Genomic DNA, 20,103 nt, shown 5'->3' with positions numbered 1-20,103 from the left:
GCGACGCGCGCCACCAAATCGCGCCGTAGCTAGCGCGGCTTGGTTGGAAGGCCGAGGGGGCCCGTTACCCCATCTACGGAAACTCCCTCATACCGGTATCCGTACCGCCGCACGCAAGCCGCCCATCGGACTGTCGCCGAGCGTGATATCCCCGCCATGCGAGCGCGCGATGTCGCGCGCGATCGCAAGCCCAAGGCCGGTGCCGCCTTCGTCCTGGTTGCGCGCATTGTCCAGCCGCAGAAACGGCTTGAACACTTCCTCGCGCATGTTGGCGGGAATGCCGGGGCCGTCGTCGTCGACGGTGACGGTGAGATAGCGGTGATCGCGCTGGCCGGTGATCGCGATGGTCTTGCCGTGACGTGCTGCGTTGGAGACGAGGTTGGCAAGGCAGCGCTTGAACGAGGCCGGCTTCACGGTCACGACAGGCAGACCCTGGAAGGCGACTGTTGCCGTGTGCCCGTGCCGTTCGGCGTCGCTGCGCAATTCCTCCAGCGCCTGGGACATATCGGTCGGCTGCGCCTGCTCGCCGGTATCGCCGCGTGCGAACGCAAGATAGTCCTCGAGCATCATCGACATTTCGTCGACGTCCTTGCGCATGCCCTCGAGCTCGGGGCTGTCGCCGATCAGCGCGAGTTCGAGCTTGAAGCGGGTGAGGATAGTGCGCAAATCGTGGCTCACGCCGGCGAGCATCGCGGTGCGCTGTTCGATCGAGCGCTCGACGCGCGATTTCATCTCGAGGAAGGCCTGCGCCGCGCGCCGAACCTCACGGGCACCGCGCGGGCGAAAATTCGGCGCCTCGCGGCCCTTGCCAAAGCTCTCCGCGGCGTCCGCCAGCCGCAGGATCGGCTTTATCTGGTTGCGCAGGAACAGCACCGCGACGATCAGGAGGATCGAGGAGGTGCCCACCATCCAGAACAGGAAGATCTCGGAGTTCGAGGCATAGGCCGCGCCCCGTTGAGCGAACACCCGCATGATGGCATCGTCGAGCTGGATGCGGATCTCGACGAGGTTGGAGCGGCCGACCGTGTCGATCCAGAACGGACGCCCGATCTGCCGGCCGAGCTGCACCGACAGCGTTTGGTCGAGCAGCGAGAAGAACGGTTTTGGCCCCGGCGGCGGCATGTCGCCGGCGGGCAGGAAATCGACGACGAGCCCTAAACGCTGCTGCGCGATGCGGCGGATCAGGTCGCGGTCCTTGTCCTGCGGGTAGCCCTTGTACACGTCGATCAGCGCCGCGACGTCCTGCACGACCGCGGCGGACAAGCGGCGCGTCACCGTGTTCCAGTGCCGCTCCATGAACACGAAGGCGACCACCGATTGCAGCACCACCATCGGTACGATCATGATCAGCAGCGCGCGCGCATAGAGGCCGGTCGGCATCCAGCTCTTGAACGCGTTGCCCATCCAGCCATTGACGGCGGAGACGCGGCCTGCGGCGCTCTTCAACAGCGTCAGGCCGGTATCGATCGTGCTCATCGGTCGCGCTTCATCGGCTTGCTTACGGCGAGGCCACCAGCCGGTAGCCGATGCCGCGCACCGCCTGGAGGAACAGGGGGTTGGTCGGATCGCGCTCGATCTTGCGCCGCAGGCGGTTGATCTGCACGTCGACCGCGCGCTCGTTGACGCTGCCATTGCCGGTCAGCGCGCTGCGCGGCACGGTTTCGCCCGGCGCCTCGCTGAGGATGCGCAACATCTCGCGCTCGCGGTCGGTGAGGTGAACGACCTCCTCGCCGTCGCGCAGTTCGCCGCGATCGAGGTGAAACACGTAAGGACCGAAGGCGATCTTCTCGACGGTTGTGGTTTGCGGCGGCGCGGTGCGCTTGAGGATGTTGTTGATGCGCAGCGCCAGCTCGCGCGGCTCGAACGGTTTTGCGACGTAGTCGTCGGCGCCGATCTGCAGGCCTTCGATGCGGGCTTCCGCCTCGTGCCTTGCGGTCAGCATCACGATCGGGACCGACGAGGATTTGCGGATGAAGCGGGCGAGGTCAAAGCCGGTCTCGCCGGGCATCATCACGTCGAGGATCAAAAGATCGAAATGCAGCCCCATGAGTTTTGCGCGCGCATCGCTCGCGCTCGCGGCGGTCGTGACGCGGTAGCCTTCGGCACACAGGAAACGGGACAACAGATCACGGATGCGGCGGTCGTCGTCGACCAGCAGGAGATGCGGCGCATCGTCGGCCGGGCGTGGTGGCGTGCGGGCGAGAGTGGCGGCGAGCGTCACGGTCACTCCTTCGTTGAATTGCCGGAGGCGAAGATCGTCTGCAGCACCTTGTCCGGATCGTCGCGGTCGATCATGGCGAGCAGGAAACGCTTCACGGTCTCGGCATCCTCCGGGCTCATCTCGGCGAGCGCCTGGGTGATGCGGGTGGTCTGCAGGCCCGCGAGCTTCTGCACCAGCGTCTCGCCCTTGGGCGTCGCGTAGAGCAGGCGCTGGCGGCGATCGTTGTCGCCGGTCTTCTGGATGATGTAGCCCTCATCGAGCAGTTGCTTGAGCACGCGCCCCAGCGACTGCTTGGTGATGCGCAGGACATCCAGGAGGTCGGCGACCTTCAGGCCGGGATAGCGGTAGACGAAATGCATGACGCGGTGGTGGGCCCTGCCAAAGCCGAATGCCTCCAGCTCCTGGTCGGGATCGCCGACGAAGTCGCGATAGGCGAAGAACAGCAGCTCTATGATGTCCCAGCGCAAATTGCCTCCATCGGGGGCGGCCGGCCTGGCGTCGGCTGCTTCATGGGAGGAAGTCGCTAAATTTATGTCAGGCATATTGACGTATCTTGGGTTCAATGTTACAAAACGATCGGCCCGAACGAAATATTAGATCGCTTCGTTTCGGGTGACATTGTCTAAGGGTCTAAGGCGGCCGGGGAGTGCCAGAGAGGCGGCGCCGGCCGGACTGATCTACCGTGCGATTGTCGAGCGGCATGTCGGCAAAACATACTGGACTTCCGCCTTCGGCAAAAGCATGTCCTCCGCGACATGCTGGCCACGGAAACCGGCCTTAACAAGGCTGGCGCCGGGCGCAGTCCAGACCTATCAAGCCATCAGCCCCGAAAGAGGCAGGCCGGCGCGGGTTATCGCGCCGATTCCGAAGCGGGAGGGAAGGGAATGAGTTTGAAATTTGACATCCAACCAGCGGCGAACCCGACCTCCGAGAAGGACCGCATCGCAAAGCTCGTGGACCCCGGCTTCGGACGGGTCTTCACCGATCACATGGCCGTGGTCCGTTACAGCCAGGCCAAGGGCGGCTGGTATGACGCGCGCATCGAGGCGCGTGCGAACTTCCAGCTCGATCCGGCGGGCGCAGTCCTGCACTACGCGCAGGAAATCTTTGAAGGCCTCAAGGCCTACAAGCGCGACGACGGCGGCGTGAACCTGTTCCGCCCCGACGCCAATGCGCGGCGCTTCAAGGATTCGGCCGAGCGCATGGCCATGGCGCCGATCCCGGACGACGTGTTCATCGAGGCGGTCGAGCAGGTCGTGCGCATCGACCGCGCCTGGATCCCGGGCGGCGAGGGCAGCCTGTACTTGCGGCCCTTCATGATCGCGAGCGAGACCTTCCTCGGCGTCAAGCCGTCGTCCGAATACATCTTCGCCGTCATCGCTTCGCCCGTCGGCTCCTATTTCAAGGGCGGTCCTGCGCCGGTGTCGATCTGGGTGTCGGAGAACTACACGCGCGCCGCGGTCGGTGGCACCGGTGCGGTCAAGTGCGGCGGCAATTACGCCGCGAGCCTGCGCGCGCAGGCCGAAGCCATCCAGCACGGCTGCGACCAGGTCGTGTTCCTCGATGCGGTCGAGCGCCGCTACATCGAGGAGCTCGGCGGCATGAATGTGTTCTTCGTGTTCGACGACGGCTCGCTCTCGACGCCGCCGCTCGGCACGATCCTGCCGGGCATCACCCGCGACTCCATCATCGCGCTGGCGAAGGATTCCGGCACCAAGGTGCGCGAGGAGCCCTATACGATCCAGCAATGGCGCGCGGACGCCGCCAGCGGCAAGCTGAAGGAAGCCTTTGCCTGCGGCACCGCGGCGGTCATCTCGCCGATCGGCAAGGTGTGCTCGGCAAGCGGCGATTTCACCATCAATGGCGGCGCGGCCGGCCCCGTCGCGATGGGGTTGCGCAAGACGCTGGTCGACATCCAGTACGGCCGGACCAACGACCCGCATCACTGGATCCGCAAGGTCCTGTAACCGGCGGCGGAGTTTTTCCGCCGCTTCCAACACGCGCGTGAAACGTCCCTCGGCACGTAGCTGACGCTCCGGGCACGGGCCGGCGCGTGCCTAGTGCCAGGCGTCCAACCCCGGAGAGAGACATGGGAGTTTCGTTCGACAAGATCGATGGCGTCATCTGGTTCGACGGCAAGCTCGTGCCGTGGCAGGACGCCAATGTCCATCTGCTGACCCACGGCCTGCACTACGCAAGCTGCGTGTTCGAGGGTGAGCGTGCCTATGGCGGCCGCGTCTTCAAGAGCACCGCGCATTCCCTGCGGCTGAAGGCGTCGGCAAATATCCTGGACTTCGAGATTCCCTATTCAGTTGCCGAGATCGACGCCGCCAAGCAGCTCGTGATCGACAGCAACAACCTGCCGAACGCGTATCTGCGTCCGATCGCCTGGCGCGGCTCGGAGATGATGGGCGTGTCGGCACCTGGCAACACCATTCACCTCGCAATCGCCGCCTGGAACTGGCCGAGCTATTTTGACCCGGCCTTGAAGCTGAAAGGCATCCGCATGGATCTCGCCGAGTATCGTCGGCCTGATCCGCGCACGACGCCTGCGCTCGCAAAAGCCTCGGGCCTCTACATGATCTGCACCATCTCCAAGCACCGGGCCGAACGCAAAGGCTATGCGGACGCGATGATGCTGGACTGGGAGGGGCGCGTCGCCGAATGCACCGGCGCCAACATCTTTTTCGTCCAGGACGGCAAGATCCACACGCCGATCGCCGACTGCTTCCTCGCCGGCATCACGCGCGCGACGGTGATCGAGTTGGCGAAGCGCCGCGGCATCGAGGTCATCGAGCGGCGCATCATGCCGGAGGAGCTCACGGGTTTTACCGAGTGCTTCATCACGGGCACTGCGGCCGAAGTGACGCCCGTCGCCGAGATCGCGCAGTGGACCTTCACGCCTGGCGCGATCTGTGAGGCTCTCTTGAAAGACTACGCATCAGAGGTACGGCCGAAGGGGCGGCAGGCTGCTGCGTAGGGTGATGCTGCTTCTCCTTCTCCCCTTGTGGGAGAATGTGACGCGAAGCGCCGGATGAGGGGTCTGTGTCCGCGGATGCAGACCCCTCACCCGTCTCGCCCGCTTCGCGGCGAGCCACCCTACAAGGGAGAGGGTAAAGGCGTCACCCATGAACGCACTTCCCCGACGGCGCGACAAAGCGGGAGACATCGCGGCGTTCCGGATATCGCGTCATGGCCCCCAGGCTCACTCAGCCCCTGAAATGGGCAATTCTCGCCGTCATCACCGGCGTCACCGTGTTCGGCATTTTGACCATCGGCCCAAAGCCGGAGGTCGAGGCGCAGGATCGTTCGCCTGTGATCGATGTTCGTACGGCTGATGCCGAAATGAACGCTGCGATCGGCCGCGCCCGTGCGACGCTGCCGACCTTCTGGGCCTCCTACGATGCGCCGAAGGGATCGGAAACCGGGCACTCGCTGAAAGTGCGCTTTCCGACCCGCAACGGTGCCGAGCACATCTGGATGGCCGACGTGAAGAAACTCCCGAACGGGACCTATTCGGCGCGCTTCGCCAACAGGCCGCGCGATCTGCCCGGCAAGCGGGAAGGCGACCTGGCCGAGTTCAGGGAGGTCGACATCTCGGACTGGATGTTCACGCGCAACGACAAGATCGTCGGCGGCGAGACCATCAAGCCGCTGCTCAAATCCATGCCGAAAGCGGACGCCGACGCCCTCCGCGCGCGGATGGAGCAGCCGTAAGGGTGGGCTCTTCCCTTCTCCCCTTGTGGGAGAAGGTGGCGCGGAGCGCTGGATGAGGGGTTTGTCTCCGCGGATAGAGACCCCTCACCCGGCTTCGCGTGCCGCGAAGCCACCCTCCCACAAGGGGAGAGGGTGAAAGGCAGCGGTTGCCGCATCGCGCGTCGGCTGGTAAACGCCGCGCATGGCCGACAAACCCAAAAAACCCCAGAAATTGAAGGCGCGCCTGCCGCGCGGGCTCGAGGATCGCGATCCTGCCGCGATCAAGGCGACGCGCCAGATGGTCGAAAAAATCCGCGCCGTCTACGAGCTCTACGGGTTCGAACCCGTGGAAACGCCGGCGATGGAATATACCGACGCACTCGGCAAGTTCCTGCCCGATCAGGACCGTCCGAACGAGGGCGTGTTCTCGTTCCAGGACGACGACGAGCAGTGGATTTCGCTGCGCTACGATCTGACCGCGCCGCTCGCCCGCTACGTCGCCGAAAACTTCGACACGCTGCCAAAGCCCTATCGCAGCTACCGCGCCGGCTACGTCTTCCGCAACGAAAAGCCCGGCCCCGGCCGCTTCCGTCAGTTCATGCAGTTCGATGCCGATACCGTCGGCTCGGCAACGCCGGCGGCCGATGCCGAGATCTGCATGATGGCGGCTGACACGATGGAGGCGCTCGGCATCGCGCGCGGCCAGTACGTCGTGAAGGTGAACAATCGCAAGGTGCTCGATGGCGTGCGCGATGCGCTGGGCATCGCGGATGACGGCCAGTGGCTCACCATCATGCGCGCGATCGACAAGCTCGATCGTCTCGGCCTCGGCGGCGTCAGGCAATTGCTCGGCGAAGGTCGCAAGGACGAATCCGGCGACTTCACCAAGGGCGCAGGACTGAAGGAGGACGACATCGCGCTCGTTCTCTCCACCATCGAGCAGAACAAGGATGTGTCGCTCGATCCCCGCCTCAGCGCCAGCGCGATCGGGCAGCAGGGGCGCGACGAGCTCGATCAGATCAGCAAGCTCGTAGCCGCCGCGGGCTACGGCGAAGATCGCATCAAGATCGATCCCTCCGTCGTCCGCGGCCTCGAATACTACACCGGTCCCGTCTATGAGGTTGAGCTGCTGCTCGACACCAAGGACGAAAAGGGCCGCCCGGTGCGCTTCGGCTCAGTCGGTGGCGGCGGCCGTTACGACGGCCTCGTCTCGCGCTTCCGTGGCGAGCCGGTGCCGGCGACCGGTTTCTCGATCGGCGTCTCGCGCTTGCAGGCCGCGCTGACGCTGCTCGGCAAGCTCGACACCAATCCTGAATTCGGTCCCGTCGTCGTCACTGTGTTCGACCGCGACCGCGTTGCCGACTATCAGAAGATGGTCGCGACCCTGCGCGGCGCCGGCATTCGCGCCGAGCTCTATCTCGGCAATCCCAAGAACATGGGTAACCAGCTCAAATATGCCGACCGCCGCAACGCGCCCTGCGTCATCATCCAGGGTTCTGACGAGAAGGCGCGCAGCGAGGTGCAGATCAAGGATTTGATCGAGGGCGCCAAGGCCGCGGCCGCGATTGCTTCGAACCAGGAATGGCGCGAGACGCGCCCCGCGCAGTTCTCCTGCAGCGAAGCCGACCTCGTCGCCAAGGTGCGCGAGGTGCTGGCGCGCCATGACGTAAGCTGGGGATAGCTATTCGCGCGAGGCGTTATGCCCGGGCTTGTCCCGGGCATTGTCGTCCTGTTTGATAGCGCCGTCATAAATGGCCGGCGTTCGGCCGCAAGGGAGAGAACAAGATGCCTGAGATCACCGTCAGCATGGCCGAGGGCCGCACCGACGAGCAGAAGGCCGGCATGATGCGCGACATCACCACCGCGCTGGTGAAGAATCTCGGCGTCGACGCCGATGCCGTCGTCATCCAGATCAACGAAGCTCCGCTCCGTCACAAGATGAAGGGCGGCAAGACGTTTGTGGAACGCGCGGCTGCGGCGAAGAAGTAGGGCGCGGCTGCGGCAACAATCACAACTGTCGTCCCGGCGAAGGCCGGGGCCCATAACCCCAGGGAGTGGTTGTGGGCGTAAGCTGTCAACCACGAGTCTTCGCCAAACTAAATCCTGTGGCTATGGTCCCGGCCTTCGCCGGGACGACGTTGAGGCAGCATCATGGACGCGCGCGACTTCATCACAATCGGCATGAGCGCCGAGCGCACCCTCGTGGTGCCGAAGGAGCGCACGGTCGGGCATTTCGTGCCCGGCATGCCCATGGTCTACGCGACGCCGATGATGATTCTTGAGATGGAGATGACGTCGGGTGATGCCATCTGCGCGGCGCTAAGGCCGGGTTGGGTCACGGTCGGCACTGAAGTCGACATCCGCCATCTCGCAGCAGCGCTCGTCGGCGCCACGGTGCGGACCACCGCAAAGGTGGTCGCCGTCGAGCGCCGCGTCATCCGCTTCGAGGTCGAGGCCTTTGAGGGCACGCGCAAGCTCGGCGAAGGCCGCCACGCCCGCGGCCTCGTCAATGTCGAGATGTTCAACAAGCGGTTAGGCGCGTAGTCGCTACTTCGCGAGCTCCTTCGACCGCTTCGTTGCCGCAGCGATCGCGCGGATCATCAGGTCGCGCAGGCCGGGTTCACCCATCAGCACACCAAGCGCGGCCGCCGTGGTGCCGCCGGGCGAGGTCACGTTCTGGCGTAGCGTGCTGGACGGAAGGTCCGACTGGTGCAGCAGCTCGCCGGAGCCGGCGACCGTCTCGCGCGCGAGTTTCGTTGCGAGTGCTTCGGGAAGGCCGGCTTCGACACCGGCGCGGGCGAGCTCTTCGGCGAGCAGGAACACATAGGCCGGGCCCGAGCCGGAGACCGCGGTCACCGCGTCCATCAAGCCTTCGTCCTCGACCCATTCGACCGAGCCGGTGGCGCGCAACAGCGCATCGGCGACCGCGCGTTGCTTGGCGCTGACATTGGAAGCCGCGACCGCAACCGTGATGCCGCGGCCGATCGCCGCCGGCGTGTTCGGCATCGCGCGCACCACGGCGCCGCCGCACACTTCCTGAAGTGCGGCGATGGTCGTGCCCGCCATGATCGAGACCACCGAGGTGCCGGCGGAGACGAAGGGTTTCAGCTTGCCACCGGCTTCGCGGAAGGATTGCGGTTTCACCGCGACGACGAGCGTCTCGACCGTGCCTGCGCTCGTCACATCCGGATTGAGCGCGACGCCCTTGGCCGCAAGCGCGCTGATCTCGGGTGAGAGATACGGCTCGATGACGGCGACGCGGCGCGGATCAAGCCCGCCCGCGAGCCATCCGGTGAGCATCGCGCCACCCATCTTGCCGGCGCCGGCGAGGAGAATTGTGCCGCTTACATTCTTCAAGGTGCTGTCGTTAGCCATCGCTGTTGCCACACAGTTTGTCGTCCTGGCGAAAGCCAGGACCCATTACCCCGGGTGGTTCTAGTGGATCGAGGGCAGAGCAACAAGCATCGCGCAATACGGTGAAATCACGCGGTATGGGTCCTGGATCAGCGCTCGGCTCTGGACAACGCTGTGTGTTGTCAAAAGCTGCGCTTGTCCAGGACGACGCCGGTGGAACAGGCCTCAGGTCGGGAAGCGCCTTACGCTTCCCCCATCGTGTCGAACATCGCCGCGTCCATCGCTTCCGTGGTGGACTTCCCCGCCCACACCACGAACTGCAGCGCCGGGTAGTAGCGTTCGCAGGCGTGGATGGCGCCGTTGAGCATGCTCTCGCATTGCGCGGTCGAGGCGGTGAGGCCGCCCGGCAGCACCAGCGCCTGGCGATGCATGATCATGCCGGTGTGGGTCCAGAGATCGAAATGTCCGATCCACAACTGCTCGTTGATCGCAGCGACCAGCCGCTGCACCTCGGGCCGGCGCGCCACGGGAATCTTCATGTCGAACGCGCAGGCCAGATGCAGCGCCTCGATCTCGCCCATCCACGTGAAGGAGAGCTGATAGTCCGTCCACTGACCCCTGGAGATGATCGTGAGCTCGTCTTCGGAACGTTCGAACGGCCAGTTGTTGCTGGCGGCAATGTCCTCGACCACCGTCAGCGGGTGGTTCCGGGAATCAATAGTGCTTTCGAGCAGGGACATGCCGTCTCGACCTCTTGCCTTCTTGTTGTCCTTGATACGCACGCGGTTGGACCGGTGCACGCTCCCCTCGTCGCGACGCGCTCCCCTCGGAGTCGCTGTTGCGATCCCCTCGGAGTCGCTTCGGCGATCCCCTCGGATCAGCGCGGGCCTGTCGAGGATCAAGTGATGTGATTTGCGGAATCAGCGCAACTGGGTCGCGAGTCCGTCCACAAGCCATGTCCGGCTCGTCCACAGCTGATCTCGGTCATAATTATTAATTTGAGAACAAACCGGAATCGGATTGAGCGGCCGGCGCAATCGTTAACGGCGCCCCGAAATTCAGTTCCATGGAGGGCTGGATCGCCTCGGCCGCATGGTCCTATGCGGTTTCCCCATGCGCAAGGCGCTTGCTGTGGCTGTTCCCCGGCGTCATATTTCCCTCCAGGTCGTTCATTCCGAACGGCCGATGTTCTCAGGGCGGGGTGAAAGTCCCCACCGGCGGTAAGGGTCGCAAGATCCAAGCCCGCGAGCGCCTTCCCCAGGGGAGTTTCCCGAAGGGAAGGGTCAGCAGATTCGGTGCAACTCCGAAGCCGACGGTTAAAGTCCGGATGAAAGAGAACGGTCGCTAGCTGTCCGCATCTAGGAAAGATGCGGCTGTTTGTCGTTCCGTGTGCCCTGATTCTGGTCCTTAAGAAGGAAAGCCATGAATCAGATGTTGCAAGACCCTCAAGTCGAAACTTCCCAGCAAACCCAACCGCCGCCGGTTCCACCTGAGCCGCCGCTGCGAGAGCACCCGCGCTTCGCCAAGCCGCAGCGGGTCGCCTTCGTCGAGGCCTGCTGGCACCACGACGTCGTCCGGGAGGCGCGCTTCGCCTTCCTGAAGGAGGCCGAGTCGCGTCATCTCACCCATGTCGACGTGTTCGAGGTGCCGGGCTCGTTCGAGATTCCGCTGCACGCGCAGATCCTCGCGAAGACGCGGCGCTATACCGCGATCGTCGCGGCCGGCCTCGTCGTCGATGGCGGCATCTACCGTCACGAGTTCGTCGCCGACACCGTCATCAAGGCACTGATGGACGTGCAGTTGCGCACCGAGGTGCCGGTGTTCTCCGCAGTGCTGACGCCGCAGCAATTCCACGAGACCGAGGTGCATTACGATTTCTTCCGCAAGCACTTTGCGATCAAGGGCGTCGAGGTTGCGGAAGCCTGCGCCAACACGCTGCTCGGGCTGGAGCGCCTGCGCGGACAGGTCGCAGCCGGTATCGTGTAGCGGCACCCTCACACGCCGCTGATTGTCAATCCCGCCGCCGCGTTGATAAACTCGGCGGCGGGAGGAGGCCGGACCGTGGAGACGGACCGGTCGGCAAGATCATGTTCGAAGGACACGATCCCTATCTCGTCGCGCTCTCGGTGGCGATTGCGAGCCTGGGTGGCTATACCGGATTTGCGCTTGCGGCTCGCATCCGCAACACGCCCGGCGTCAGCAATCGCGTGCTGCTCGCGGGCGCCGCGGCGTTTCTCGCCGTCGGCATCTGGACCATGCATTTCGTCGGCATGCTGGCCGCGCCGCTGCCTTCGGACACCGTCTATCTGCTGCTGCCCACCATCATCTCGTTCCTGATCTGCGCGCTGGTGGTCGGCATCTCCCTGTTCTTCGTGTCGATCGGCGAGCCCTCGCTGAAGCGGGTGGTGTCGTCGGCCGTGCTGCTCGGCGCCGGCATTGCCAGCATGCATTATGTCGGGATCCACGGTCTGGCCGGTCCATTCGCCATCGAGCATGACGGATCGATGATCCTGCTCTCGGTTCTCGTCGCGATCGTCACCGCCTATGGCGGCTTGCGCGCCTTCCTGGCGCAGCAGGAAGGCGTGCGCCTGATCGTGAGCTCGATCGCCTTTGGCGTCGCGGTCTCCGGCATGCACTACACCGCGATGTACGGCATGCACTTCGTGCCGCTGGCCGGACAGGTCCATCACCATCTCGGCGGCAGCCTGGCCGCATCGCAGCAAATTCTCTCCATCGTCGTGGCCCTGCTTTGCTTCGTGATCGCGGCGGGCTTTTTGCTCTCGCTCGTGCCCGACCCGCGGCGGCAGACGCTGGTGCCGGCGATGGCGGGTGCGCCCGTTCCGCCTGATATGCTGGCGTCCGAGCCGGCTCCGCAGGCGGTCGCATCACCGCGGCCGGTCCCGGCTCCGCTCGGCGGCATCGGCCAGCCGCCCCGCGCGGCACCCGTCCCGCGGCTGCCGGTCGAAGGTGCGGACGGCACGCACTTCATTGATGCGGCCGATGTCCGCAGCGTTCGTGCCGACGCCCATTACACACGGGTGCACGACGGCACCCGCGAGCGGATGTGCCCGTGGTCGATCTCCGAAGCCGAGGCGCAGCTCGACCCCTCGCTGTTCATCCGGGTGCATCGCAGCCACATCGTCGCGATCCCCCATGTCGCCCTGGTCCGCAAGGAGGGCGACGGCGCCATCCTCGAACTCGACGGCCCGTCGCCGCATAGGGTCCCCGTGAGCCGCGCCAAGATCGCCGAGGTCAAGGCGAGGCTGGGGCTGGTGCATAGGCGGCACGCGTAGACTCCGGCGGCACGGGTAGTGCGCCCTCTTGCCCTCCCCCTCCAGGGCCCCTCCAGGGGGAGGGTGAGCTTCGGAGTCGCCTCCATAGGTCGTCTCCGCTGACGCAATTCGTGCGTTCCCGGCCGCATTTCGTGCGAAATCCGCTGTTCCGTGCCCGAACGATTGCGGGCAGCCCGGCGGCGGAGCCACCGTCCCGTCAACGTCCGCGCCCTCAGGCGCCAAGGACGATTGTGGGAGGAGACGATGATCCCGGGATCATTCAGCTATCACCGGCCGGCGAGTGTTGCCGACGCCGTCAAACTGTTGTCCGACCTTGGCGAAGACGCCCGGCCATTGGCCGGCGGGCACAGCCTGGTGCCGATGATGAAGCTGCGGCTTGCGAGCCCCGCTCACCTGGTCGATCTGCACGGCATTGCCGGGCTGAAGGGCATAAGCCGTAACGGCAACAACCTCGTCATCGGCGCGATGACCACCCAGCACGACCTGCTCGCCTCCGAGGAGGTCGCCAAGTCCATTCCCATCCTGCGGGAGGCGGCACTGCTGATCGCCGACCCGCAGGTGCGCTACCGCGGCACGATCGGTGGCAACGTCGCCAATGGCGATCCCGGCAACGACATGCCGGCACTGATGATGGCCTTGGGCGCGAGCTACCGCCTGGAAGGCACCAATGGCGCCCGCGACGTCGCGGCGGCCGACTTCTATCAGGGCGCCTATTTCACCGCGCTCGAGCCCGGCGAGATCCTGACCTCCGTCTCTGTGCCCGTGCCGGCCGCCGGCCACGGCTACGCCTATGAAAAACTCAAGCGCAAGGTCGGCGACTACGCGACCGCTGCCGCGGCCGTCGTGCTGACGATGGCGGGTGGCAAGGTCGCGACCTGTTCGATCGGCCTCACCAATGTCCATGAGACGCCGCTGCTCGCTGCCGACGCTGCCAAGGCCGTGATCGGCACCAGCCTCGATGCCGCCACGCTGAAGAAGGCGGCCGCAGCGGCCGAAGCGATCATGGCGCCGGCCGCGGATGCCCGCGGGCCGGTCGAATACCGCAAACATGTCGGCGGCATCATGGTGACGCGCGCGCTGCAGCGCGCAGCCGCGAACGCGAAATAAGGGAGGGGTTGATGGCGAAAACACACGTGACAATGAAGGTGAACGGCGCCGAGGTCGAAGGCCTCGTCGAGCCGCGCACGCTCTTGGTGCATTTCATCCGCGAAAATCTTGGGATGACCGGCACCCATATCGGTTGCGAGACCACCCATTGCGGCGCCTGCACCGTCGATATCGACGGGATGTCGGTGAAATCCTGCACCATGTTCGCGGTGCAGGCCCAGTGTAGCGACATCACCACGGTCGAGGGCATGGCCAATGCCGACGGGACGCTGTCGGCATTGCAGGAAGGCTTTCGCATGATGCACGGCCTGCAATGTGGCTTCTGCACACCCGGGATGATCATGCGCGCGCATCGCCTATTGAAGGAAAATGCCTCGCCGAGCGAAGACGAAATCCGGATGGGCATCTCCGGCAACATTTGCCGCTGCACCGGCTACCAGAACATCGTCAAAGCAATCCAGTACGCCGCCGCAAAAATCAACGGCGTGGAATTCCGGGAGGCCGCAGAATGAACGACATGACTCCCACGCGGGAACAACGCACCGCCGCACTCGAGGGCATGGGCTGCAAGCGCAAGCGCGTCGAAGACATCCGCTTCACCCAAGGAAAGGGCAACTATGTCGACGACGTCAAGCTGCCGGGCATGCTGCATGGCGACTTCGTCCGCTCGCCGCATCCGCATGCGCGCGTCAAGAAGATCGACGATAGCGAGGCGCTGAAAGTCCCCGGCGTGCTCGCGGTCATCACCGCCGAGACACTGAAGACCGTCAACCTCGCCTGGATGCCGACCTTGGCCGGTGACGTGCAGATGGTGCTCGCCGACGGCAAGGTGCTGTTCCAGAACCAGGAGGTCGCTTTCGTGGTTGCGACCGACCGCTATGCCGCCGATGACGGCATCAACAAGGTCGTGGTCGAGTACGAGCCGTTGCCGCCGCTGGTCGATCCCTTCAAGTCGATGGACGCGGATGCGCCGGTGCTGCGCGAAGACCTCGCCGGCAAGACTTCAGGAGCTCACGGTCCGCGAAAGCACCACAACCACATCTTTGAGTGGACCGTCGGCGACAAGGAACTGACCGACGCCGCCTTCAAGAAGGCGGAGGTGACGATCAAGGAGATGATCTCCTATCACCGCACCCATCCGTCGCCGCTGGAGACCTGCCAGTGCGTCTGCTCCTTCGACAAGATCAAGGGCGAGCTGACGATCTACGGCACCTTCCAGGCGCCGCATGTGATCCGCACCGTGGTGTCGCTGATCGCAAAGCTGCCGGAGCAGAAGATCCACGTCATCGCGCCCGACATCGGCGGCGGCTTTGGCAACAAGGTCGGTGCCTATCCCGGCTACATCTGCGCGGCCGTTGCCTCGATCGTCACCGGCAAGCCGGTGAAATGGGTCGAGGACCGCATCGAGAACCTGACCGCGACCTCGTTCGCGCGCGACTATCATATGACCACCGAGATCGCGGCGACCAAGGACGGCAAGGTCACGGGCCTGCGCGTGCACGTGCTCGCCGATCACGGTGCGTTCGACGCCTGTGCCGACCCGTCAAAGTGGCCGGCCGGCTTCTTCAACATCGTCACCGGCTCCTATGACTTCCCGACCGCGCATCTGGCTGTCGACGGCGTCTACACCAACAAGGCGCCGGGCGGCGTCGCCTACCGCTGCTCGTTCCGCGTCACGGAGGCCGCCTATTGCATCGAGCGCGCCATGGACATTTTGGCGCAAAAACTCAACATGGATCCGGCGGAGCTGCGGCTGAAGAATTTTATCAAGCCGGAGCAGTTCCCGTATCACTCGGCCTTGGGCTGGGAATACGATTCCGGCGACTACCACACCGCCATGCGCAAGATGATGGAGACCACCGGCTACGCCGCGCTTCGCAAGGAGCAGGCGGAGAAGCGCGCGGCGTTCGCGCGTGGCGAGACCCGCGAGATCATGGGGCTCGGCGTCTCCTTCTTCACCGAGATCGTCGGCGCCGGTCCGTCGAAGAATTGCGACATCCTCGGGATTGCCATGTTCGACTCCTGCGAGATCCGCATGCACCCGACCGGGGCGGGCATCGCGCGGATGGGCACCAAGAGCCAGGGCCAGGGCCACGAGACCACCTGGGCCCAGATCATCGCCACCGAGATCGGCATTCCCGCCGACAACATCATGGTGGAGGAGGGCAACACCGACACCGCGCCCTACGGCCTCGGCACCTACGGCTCGCGCTCCACGCCCGTTGCCGGTGCGGCAATTGCGATGGCTGCGCGAAAGATCAAGGCCAAGGCGCAGATGATCGCGGCCTACAAGCTCGAGGTCCATGAGGACGACCTCGAATGGGACATCGACGGTTTCCGGGTGAAGGGCCTGCCGGAAAAATTCATGTCGATGAAGGATATCTGCTGGGCGGCCTATAATTCCGTGCCGCCGGGCATGGAGCCGGGGCTGGAGGCGGTCAGCTACTACGATCCGCCCAACATGACCTATCCGTTCGGCGCCTATCTCTGCGTGATGGACATCGACGTCGACACCGGCGTGTACAAGGTTCGGCGCTTCTATGCGCTCGACGATTGCGGCACCCGCATCAACCCGATGATCATCGAGGGCCAGGTGCATGGCGGCCTCACCGAAGCCTTCGCCATCGCGATGGGCCAGGAGATCCGCTACGACGAGGCCGGCAACGTCGTCACCGGCTCGTTCATGGACTTCTTCATGCCGACCGCGGTGGAGACTCCGCATTGGGAGACCGACTTCACCGTCACCCCGTCGCCGCATCACCCGATCGGCGCCAAGGGCGTCGGCGAAAGCCCGAATGTCGGTGGCGTGCCGGCGTTCTCAAACGCCGTCAACGACGCGTTCTCATTCTTAGGGAGCACGCACATCCAGATGCCGCATGACTACTGGCGCAACTGGAAGGCGGCGAAGCAGCTCGGCGCGGTCGCGTAGCAATGAAGGGCCGTGACGAGATCGCGCAAGCACTGGCCGCATCGGGCTATATCGCCGATGCGGATCTCGCGACCGCGATCTCGCTGATGCAACTCTTGCGGCGTCCGCTGCTGCTGGAAGGCGAGGCGGGCGTCGGCAAGACCGAGGTGGCGAAGGCGCTTTCAAAAGTGCACGCCACCGAGCTGATCCGCCTGCAATGCTATGAAGGCCTCGATCAGTCCTCGGCGCTGTACGAATGGAATTACCAGCGGCAATTGCTGGCGATCCAGGCGCATCGCGGCACCGACAGCATCGAGGACCAGATCTTCTCCGAAAAGTATCTGCTCGAGCGCCCCTTGCTCGCCGCGATCCGCCGTGCGCAGCCGCCGGTGCTGCTGATCGACGAGATCGACCGCGCCGATGACGAGTTCGAGGCGTTCTTGCTGGAGCTGTTGTCCGACTTCCAGGTCTCGATCCCCGAGCTCGGTACCATCCCCGCGATCACCATCCCGCATGTGGTGCTGACCTCGAACGGTACGCGCGAGCTCTCCGACGCGCTGCGCCGGCGCTGCCTCTATCACTATGTCGACTATCCCGACGTCGATCGCGAGGCCCGCATCATCCTGGCGCGGATCGAAGGTGCCAGCCCGTCGCTGTCGCTGCAGATCGCGCGCATGGTCGAGGGCGTGCGCAAGGAGGAGCTGCGCAAGGTGCCGGGCGTGGCCGAGACGCTGGATTGGGCGGCAGCGCTGGTCGGCCTCGACATAAGCAATCTCCATGACGCACCCGAGACCGTGCATGAGACGATGATCTGTCTCCTCAAGACCCATGAGGACCGTTCGCGCGTGACACCGGAGGTGACGCAGCGCCTGCTCGGGAGGGTCGCATGAGCTGTTGTGGCTCCAGCCCCGAATATGACGATCTCAACGAGGTCGCGCGTCTCGTCTCCGCGCGTCTCGCAGCTTTTCTGCGCGCCCTGCGCGGCGCCGGCTTCCGGGTTGGGCTCGCGGAAGGGCAGGACGCGGCGGCGTTGATGGCGGCGGGTTATGCGGCGCGGCCGGGGCTGTTGCGCGCGGCGTTCAAGCACCTGTTCTCGGCGCGCAAATCCGATTGGGACAAATTTGACGGTTTGTTCGACGCGTTCTGGCTGGGAAAGCGCGTGCGCTCGCGCTCGCGGACGATCGGTTCGGCGCCGGGCGCCAACTCTCCGTCGCTGAAGGGCATGCAGGAGGCGCGGGCGGATCAGGGCGGGGCGCAATCCGCGACCAATCAAGTGCCAACCTCGGATGACGCACCCGAAGGCCGTGGCGGTGAGGGGCGTATGGAAGGTGCCTCACGTGCCGAAAATCTTGCGGAGGTCGATTTCAGAAAACTCGCCGATCCCGACCAGGTCGCGCAGGCCCATGAGGCGGCTGCGCATCTGGCAAAAATCATGCGCACGCGCCTGACGCGGCGCGATCTGGCGCGGCGGCGCGGCTATCGGCTCGATCTCCGCCGTACCATCCATCGCAACATCAGCCATGGCGGCGTGCCGATCTCACTGGTGAAGCGCCAGCGCAAGGACAAGCCACTGCGGCTGATCGTGCTGCTCGATGCCTCCGGCTCGATGAGCATGTACACATCCGTGTTTCTTCGCTTCATCCATGGCGTGCTCGACGAATTTTTTGAGGCCGAGGCGTTCCTGTTCCACACCCGCCTTGCCTACGTCTCCGATGCGTTGAAGGAAAAGGATGCTGGCCGTGCGCTCGATCGCCTCTCGATCATGGCGCAGGGCGCCGGCGGCGGCACCAGGATCGGCGAGAGCCTGCAGAGCTTCAACCGCTGGCACGCCGCGCGCGTCATCCATTCGCGCAGCTGTGTGATGATCGTGTCCGACGGCTACGAGACCGGCGATGCCGAACTGCTCGGGCGGGAGATGGCGGCGTTGCACCGGCGCTGCCGCCGCATCGTCTGGCTCAATCCGATGATGGCGTGGGAAGGCTATGCGCCTGTTGCGAGGGGCATCAAGGCCGCGCTGCCGCATGTCGATCTCTACGCGCCCGCGAACACGCTGAGCAGTTTGCGGGCGCTCGAACCCTATCTGGCAAAACTCTGAGGGGATACCGATGAGTGCACATGTCGAAGTGCTGGATATCGTCGCACAGATGAAAGCGGCCGAGCGCGCCTTCGTGCTCGCGACCGTCGTGCGCACCGTGTCGGTGACGGCGGCGAAGGCCGGCGCCAAGGCGATCATCGCGGCCGACGGCTCCATCGTGGCGGGGTGGATCGGTGGCGGCTGCGCCCGCGGCGCGGTGCTGAAGGCGGCACGCGAGGCGCTCGCCGACGGCGAGCCGCGCATGGTCTCGGTGCAGCCGGAAAACCTGCTCGCCGAACTCGGCGTCAAGCCGGGCGAGAGCCGCGACGGCGTCCGCTTCGCCAGCAACATGTGCCCGAGCAAGGGCACCATGGACATCTTTGTCGAGCCGGTGTTGCCGCATCCCTCGCTGGTCATCCTCGGCGCGAGCCCGGTGGCGCTGTCGCTCGCGGCGCAAGCGCGTACGCTCGGCTACCACGTCACGCTCGCTGCGCCATCAGCCGATCTCACGACGCAACCGGATGCCGATGCCGTGATCGAGGGCTACCAGTTGGGCGCGCTGAACGAGGCAAAACGCTTCGTCGTGGTCTCGACGCAGGGCAAGGGCGACGAGGCCGCATTGCGCGCGGCCGTCGCTACCAAGGCTGACTATCACGCCTTCGTCGGCAGCCGCCGCAAGATGGCCTCGCTGCGCGCAAAGCTGATCGCGGAAGGTACGGATGCCGCCGCGATCGATTGCGTCAAGGCGCCCGCCGGGCTCGATCTCGGCGCCATCACGCCGGAGGAGATCGCGATGTCGATCCTCGCCGAAATCACGCGGGAACGTCGCCGCGGCCAGCGCGCCGCCAATCAAATCGCCAGCAAGGAGTGAGGACCGACCATGCAGATGAACGACAGCCAGCGCATTCCCGCCTCCCGTCACAAGGTGTGGGCGGCGCTGAACGATCCGGATGTGCTGAAAGCCTGCATCCCCGGCTGCCAGTCGCTCGAGGTCTCAGGTCCGAACGAGATGACCGCGACCGTCGTGTTCAAGGTCGGCCCGGTCAAGGCCACCTTCGGCGGCAAGGTGAAATTGTCCGATCTCGATCCGCCCAACTCCTATCGCATCTCCGGCGAAGGCTCCGGCGGCGTCGCCGGCTTTGCCAAGGGCGGCGCGGTGGTGCGGCTGGAGTCCGCGAGCGCCGACGTCACGGTGCTGCACTACGACGTCGACGCGCAGATCGGCGGCAAGCTCGCGCAATTAGGCGCGCGGCTGATCAACTCGACGGCGAAGAAACTGGCCGGCGAGTTCTTCAAGTCCTTTGCCGATGCGGTGAGCGCGAAGGCGGAAGCGTAAGGGACGGAAGGAGCGTGCGCTCCCTCGCCCCGCTTGCGGCAGGGGAATCGCATATGGGTTTTCGCTAGCTATTGCATTGTAAGGCAAGACGGATTCTGAAGACGACTCCCGGGT

Annotated in this window: 20 protein-coding genes and 1 riboswitch; of the genes, 15 read left to right on the top strand and 5 right to left on the bottom strand. The window is 65.0% G+C overall.

From position 1 onward, the window contains the following. Positions 1 to 87 precede the first annotated feature (87 nt). The 3 genes from JQ632_RS37290 to JQ632_RS37280 are packed head-to-tail and all read right to left on the bottom strand — an operon-like array spanning position 88 to position 2,763. Positions 88 to 1,476 carry an ATP-binding protein gene (locus JQ632_RS37290; protein WP_212407705.1) on the bottom strand — a complete coding sequence of 463 codons (1,389 nt, stop codon included), beginning with the start codon at positions 1,474 to 1,476 and terminating at the stop codon, positions 88 to 90. Between the two features lie 22 nt (positions 1,477 to 1,498). Continuing rightward, positions 1,499 to 2,227 (bottom strand): response regulator, encoded by a 729-nt coding sequence (locus tag JQ632_RS37285; protein ID WP_212407704.1) that lies wholly within the window; start codon positions 2,225 to 2,227, stop codon positions 1,499 to 1,501. Then, entirely contained in the window at positions 2,224 to 2,763 is a 540-nt protein-coding gene (locus JQ632_RS37280) for a MarR family transcriptional regulator (protein WP_249152809.1), read from the bottom strand. Before JQ632_RS37280 ends, JQ632_RS37285 begins: the two co-directional genes overlap by 4 nt. A 342-nt stretch (positions 2,764 to 3,105) precedes the next feature. Here JQ632_RS37280 and JQ632_RS37275 point away from each other — a divergent pair, with 342 nt between their 5' ends. From JQ632_RS37275 to JQ632_RS37250, 6 genes are all read left to right on the top strand, one after another. After that, positions 3,106 to 4,188: a branched-chain amino acid aminotransferase gene (locus JQ632_RS37275; RefSeq protein ID WP_212407702.1), complete on the top strand. Its 1,083-nt coding sequence runs from the start codon at positions 3,106 to 3,108 to the stop codon at positions 4,186 to 4,188. A 122-nt stretch (positions 4,189 to 4,310) separates the two neighbouring features. Continuing rightward, a complete protein-coding gene (locus JQ632_RS37270; protein ID WP_212407701.1) occupies positions 4,311 to 5,201 on the top strand; it encodes a branched-chain amino acid aminotransferase in 891 nt (296 codons plus the stop codon). A gap of 212 nt (positions 5,202 to 5,413) precedes the next feature. Then, a complete protein-coding gene (locus JQ632_RS37265) occupies positions 5,414 to 5,938 on the top strand; it encodes a YegJ family protein (protein ID WP_212407700.1) in 525 nt (174 codons plus the stop codon). A gap of 181 nt (positions 5,939 to 6,119) precedes the next feature. Beyond that, entirely contained in the window at positions 6,120 to 7,598 is a 1,479-nt protein-coding gene (gene hisS, locus JQ632_RS37260) for a histidine--tRNA ligase (RefSeq protein ID WP_212407699.1), read from the top strand. Positions 7,599 to 7,702: 104 nt separating this feature from the next. Next, positions 7,703 to 7,906: a tautomerase family protein gene (locus JQ632_RS37255; RefSeq protein WP_212407698.1), complete on the top strand. Its 204-nt coding sequence runs from the start codon at positions 7,703 to 7,705 to the stop codon at positions 7,904 to 7,906. Between the two features lie 162 nt (positions 7,907 to 8,068). Beyond that, entirely contained in the window at positions 8,069 to 8,461 is a 393-nt protein-coding gene (locus JQ632_RS37250; RefSeq protein WP_212407697.1) for a thioesterase family protein, read from the top strand. A gap of 3 nt (positions 8,462 to 8,464) precedes the next feature. Here JQ632_RS37250 and proC read toward each other — a convergent pair whose 3' ends face one another. Continuing rightward, positions 8,465 to 9,292 carry a pyrroline-5-carboxylate reductase gene (gene proC / locus JQ632_RS37245; RefSeq protein WP_212407696.1) on the bottom strand — a complete coding sequence of 276 codons (828 nt, stop codon included), beginning with the start codon at positions 9,290 to 9,292 and terminating at the stop codon, positions 8,465 to 8,467. 221 nt (positions 9,293 to 9,513) lie between these two features. After that, the gene (locus tag JQ632_RS37240) at positions 9,514 to 10,011 is read right to left on the bottom strand and encodes a YbjN domain-containing protein (protein ID WP_212407695.1); all 498 of its coding nucleotides are present in this window, start codon (positions 10,009 to 10,011) and stop codon (positions 9,514 to 9,516) included. A gap of 443 nt (positions 10,012 to 10,454) precedes the next feature. After that, positions 10,455 to 10,614, top strand: a riboswitch (FMN riboswitch). A gap of 79 nt (positions 10,615 to 10,693) precedes the next feature. On the opposite strand from JQ632_RS37240, the gene JQ632_RS37235 reads away from it, so the two are divergent. From JQ632_RS37235 to JQ632_RS37195, 9 genes are all read left to right on the top strand, one after another. After that, complete coding sequence (locus JQ632_RS37235; RefSeq protein WP_212407694.1) at positions 10,694 to 11,257, top strand: 6,7-dimethyl-8-ribityllumazine synthase; 564 nt, start codon at positions 10,694 to 10,696, stop codon at positions 11,255 to 11,257. Positions 11,258 to 11,358: 101 nt separating this feature from the next. Next, positions 11,359 to 12,564, top strand: coding sequence for an MHYT domain-containing protein (locus tag JQ632_RS37230; protein ID WP_212407693.1), 1,206 nt, complete (start codon positions 11,359 to 11,361; stop codon positions 12,562 to 12,564). 243 nt (positions 12,565 to 12,807) lie between these two features. Then, a complete protein-coding gene (locus tag JQ632_RS37225) occupies positions 12,808 to 13,671 on the top strand; it encodes a xanthine dehydrogenase family protein subunit M (protein ID WP_212407692.1) in 864 nt (287 codons plus the stop codon). Between the two features lie 11 nt (positions 13,672 to 13,682). Next, positions 13,683 to 14,183, top strand: coding sequence for a (2Fe-2S)-binding protein (locus tag JQ632_RS37220; protein WP_212407691.1), 501 nt, complete (start codon positions 13,683 to 13,685; stop codon positions 14,181 to 14,183). Then, a complete protein-coding gene (locus JQ632_RS37215) occupies positions 14,180 to 16,600 on the top strand; it encodes an aerobic carbon-monoxide dehydrogenase large subunit (protein WP_212407690.1) in 2,421 nt (806 codons plus the stop codon). The genes JQ632_RS37220 and JQ632_RS37215 overlap by 4 nt, the downstream gene beginning before the upstream one ends. 2 nt (positions 16,601 to 16,602) lie before the next feature. Beyond that, the gene (locus JQ632_RS37210; protein ID WP_212407689.1) at positions 16,603 to 17,469 is read left to right on the top strand and encodes a MoxR family ATPase; all 867 of its coding nucleotides are present in this window, start codon (positions 16,603 to 16,605) and stop codon (positions 17,467 to 17,469) included. Beyond that, entirely contained in the window at positions 17,466 to 18,674 is a 1,209-nt protein-coding gene (locus JQ632_RS37205) for a VWA domain-containing protein (RefSeq protein WP_212407688.1), read from the top strand. The genes JQ632_RS37210 and JQ632_RS37205 overlap by 4 nt, the downstream gene beginning before the upstream one ends. A gap of 10 nt (positions 18,675 to 18,684) precedes the next feature. Next, positions 18,685 to 19,524 carry an XdhC family protein gene (locus JQ632_RS37200; protein ID WP_212407687.1) on the top strand — a complete coding sequence of 280 codons (840 nt, stop codon included), beginning with the start codon at positions 18,685 to 18,687 and terminating at the stop codon, positions 19,522 to 19,524. 9 nt (positions 19,525 to 19,533) lie between these two features. Beyond that, on the top strand, positions 19,534 to 19,989 hold the full coding sequence (locus tag JQ632_RS37195) for a carbon monoxide dehydrogenase subunit G (RefSeq protein ID WP_212407686.1): 456 nt from the start codon (positions 19,534 to 19,536) through the stop codon (positions 19,987 to 19,989). The last annotated feature ends 114 nt before the right edge of the window (positions 19,990 to 20,103 follow it).

The sequence above is a fragment of the Bradyrhizobium liaoningense genome (assembly GCF_018130955.1).
GTDB classification, from domain to species: Bacteria; Pseudomonadota; Alphaproteobacteria; order Rhizobiales; family Xanthobacteraceae; genus Bradyrhizobium; species Bradyrhizobium liaoningense_C.
The sequence above is the reverse complement of the archived record's forward strand: the minus strand, read 5'-3'. Positions and strand labels throughout refer to the sequence as shown.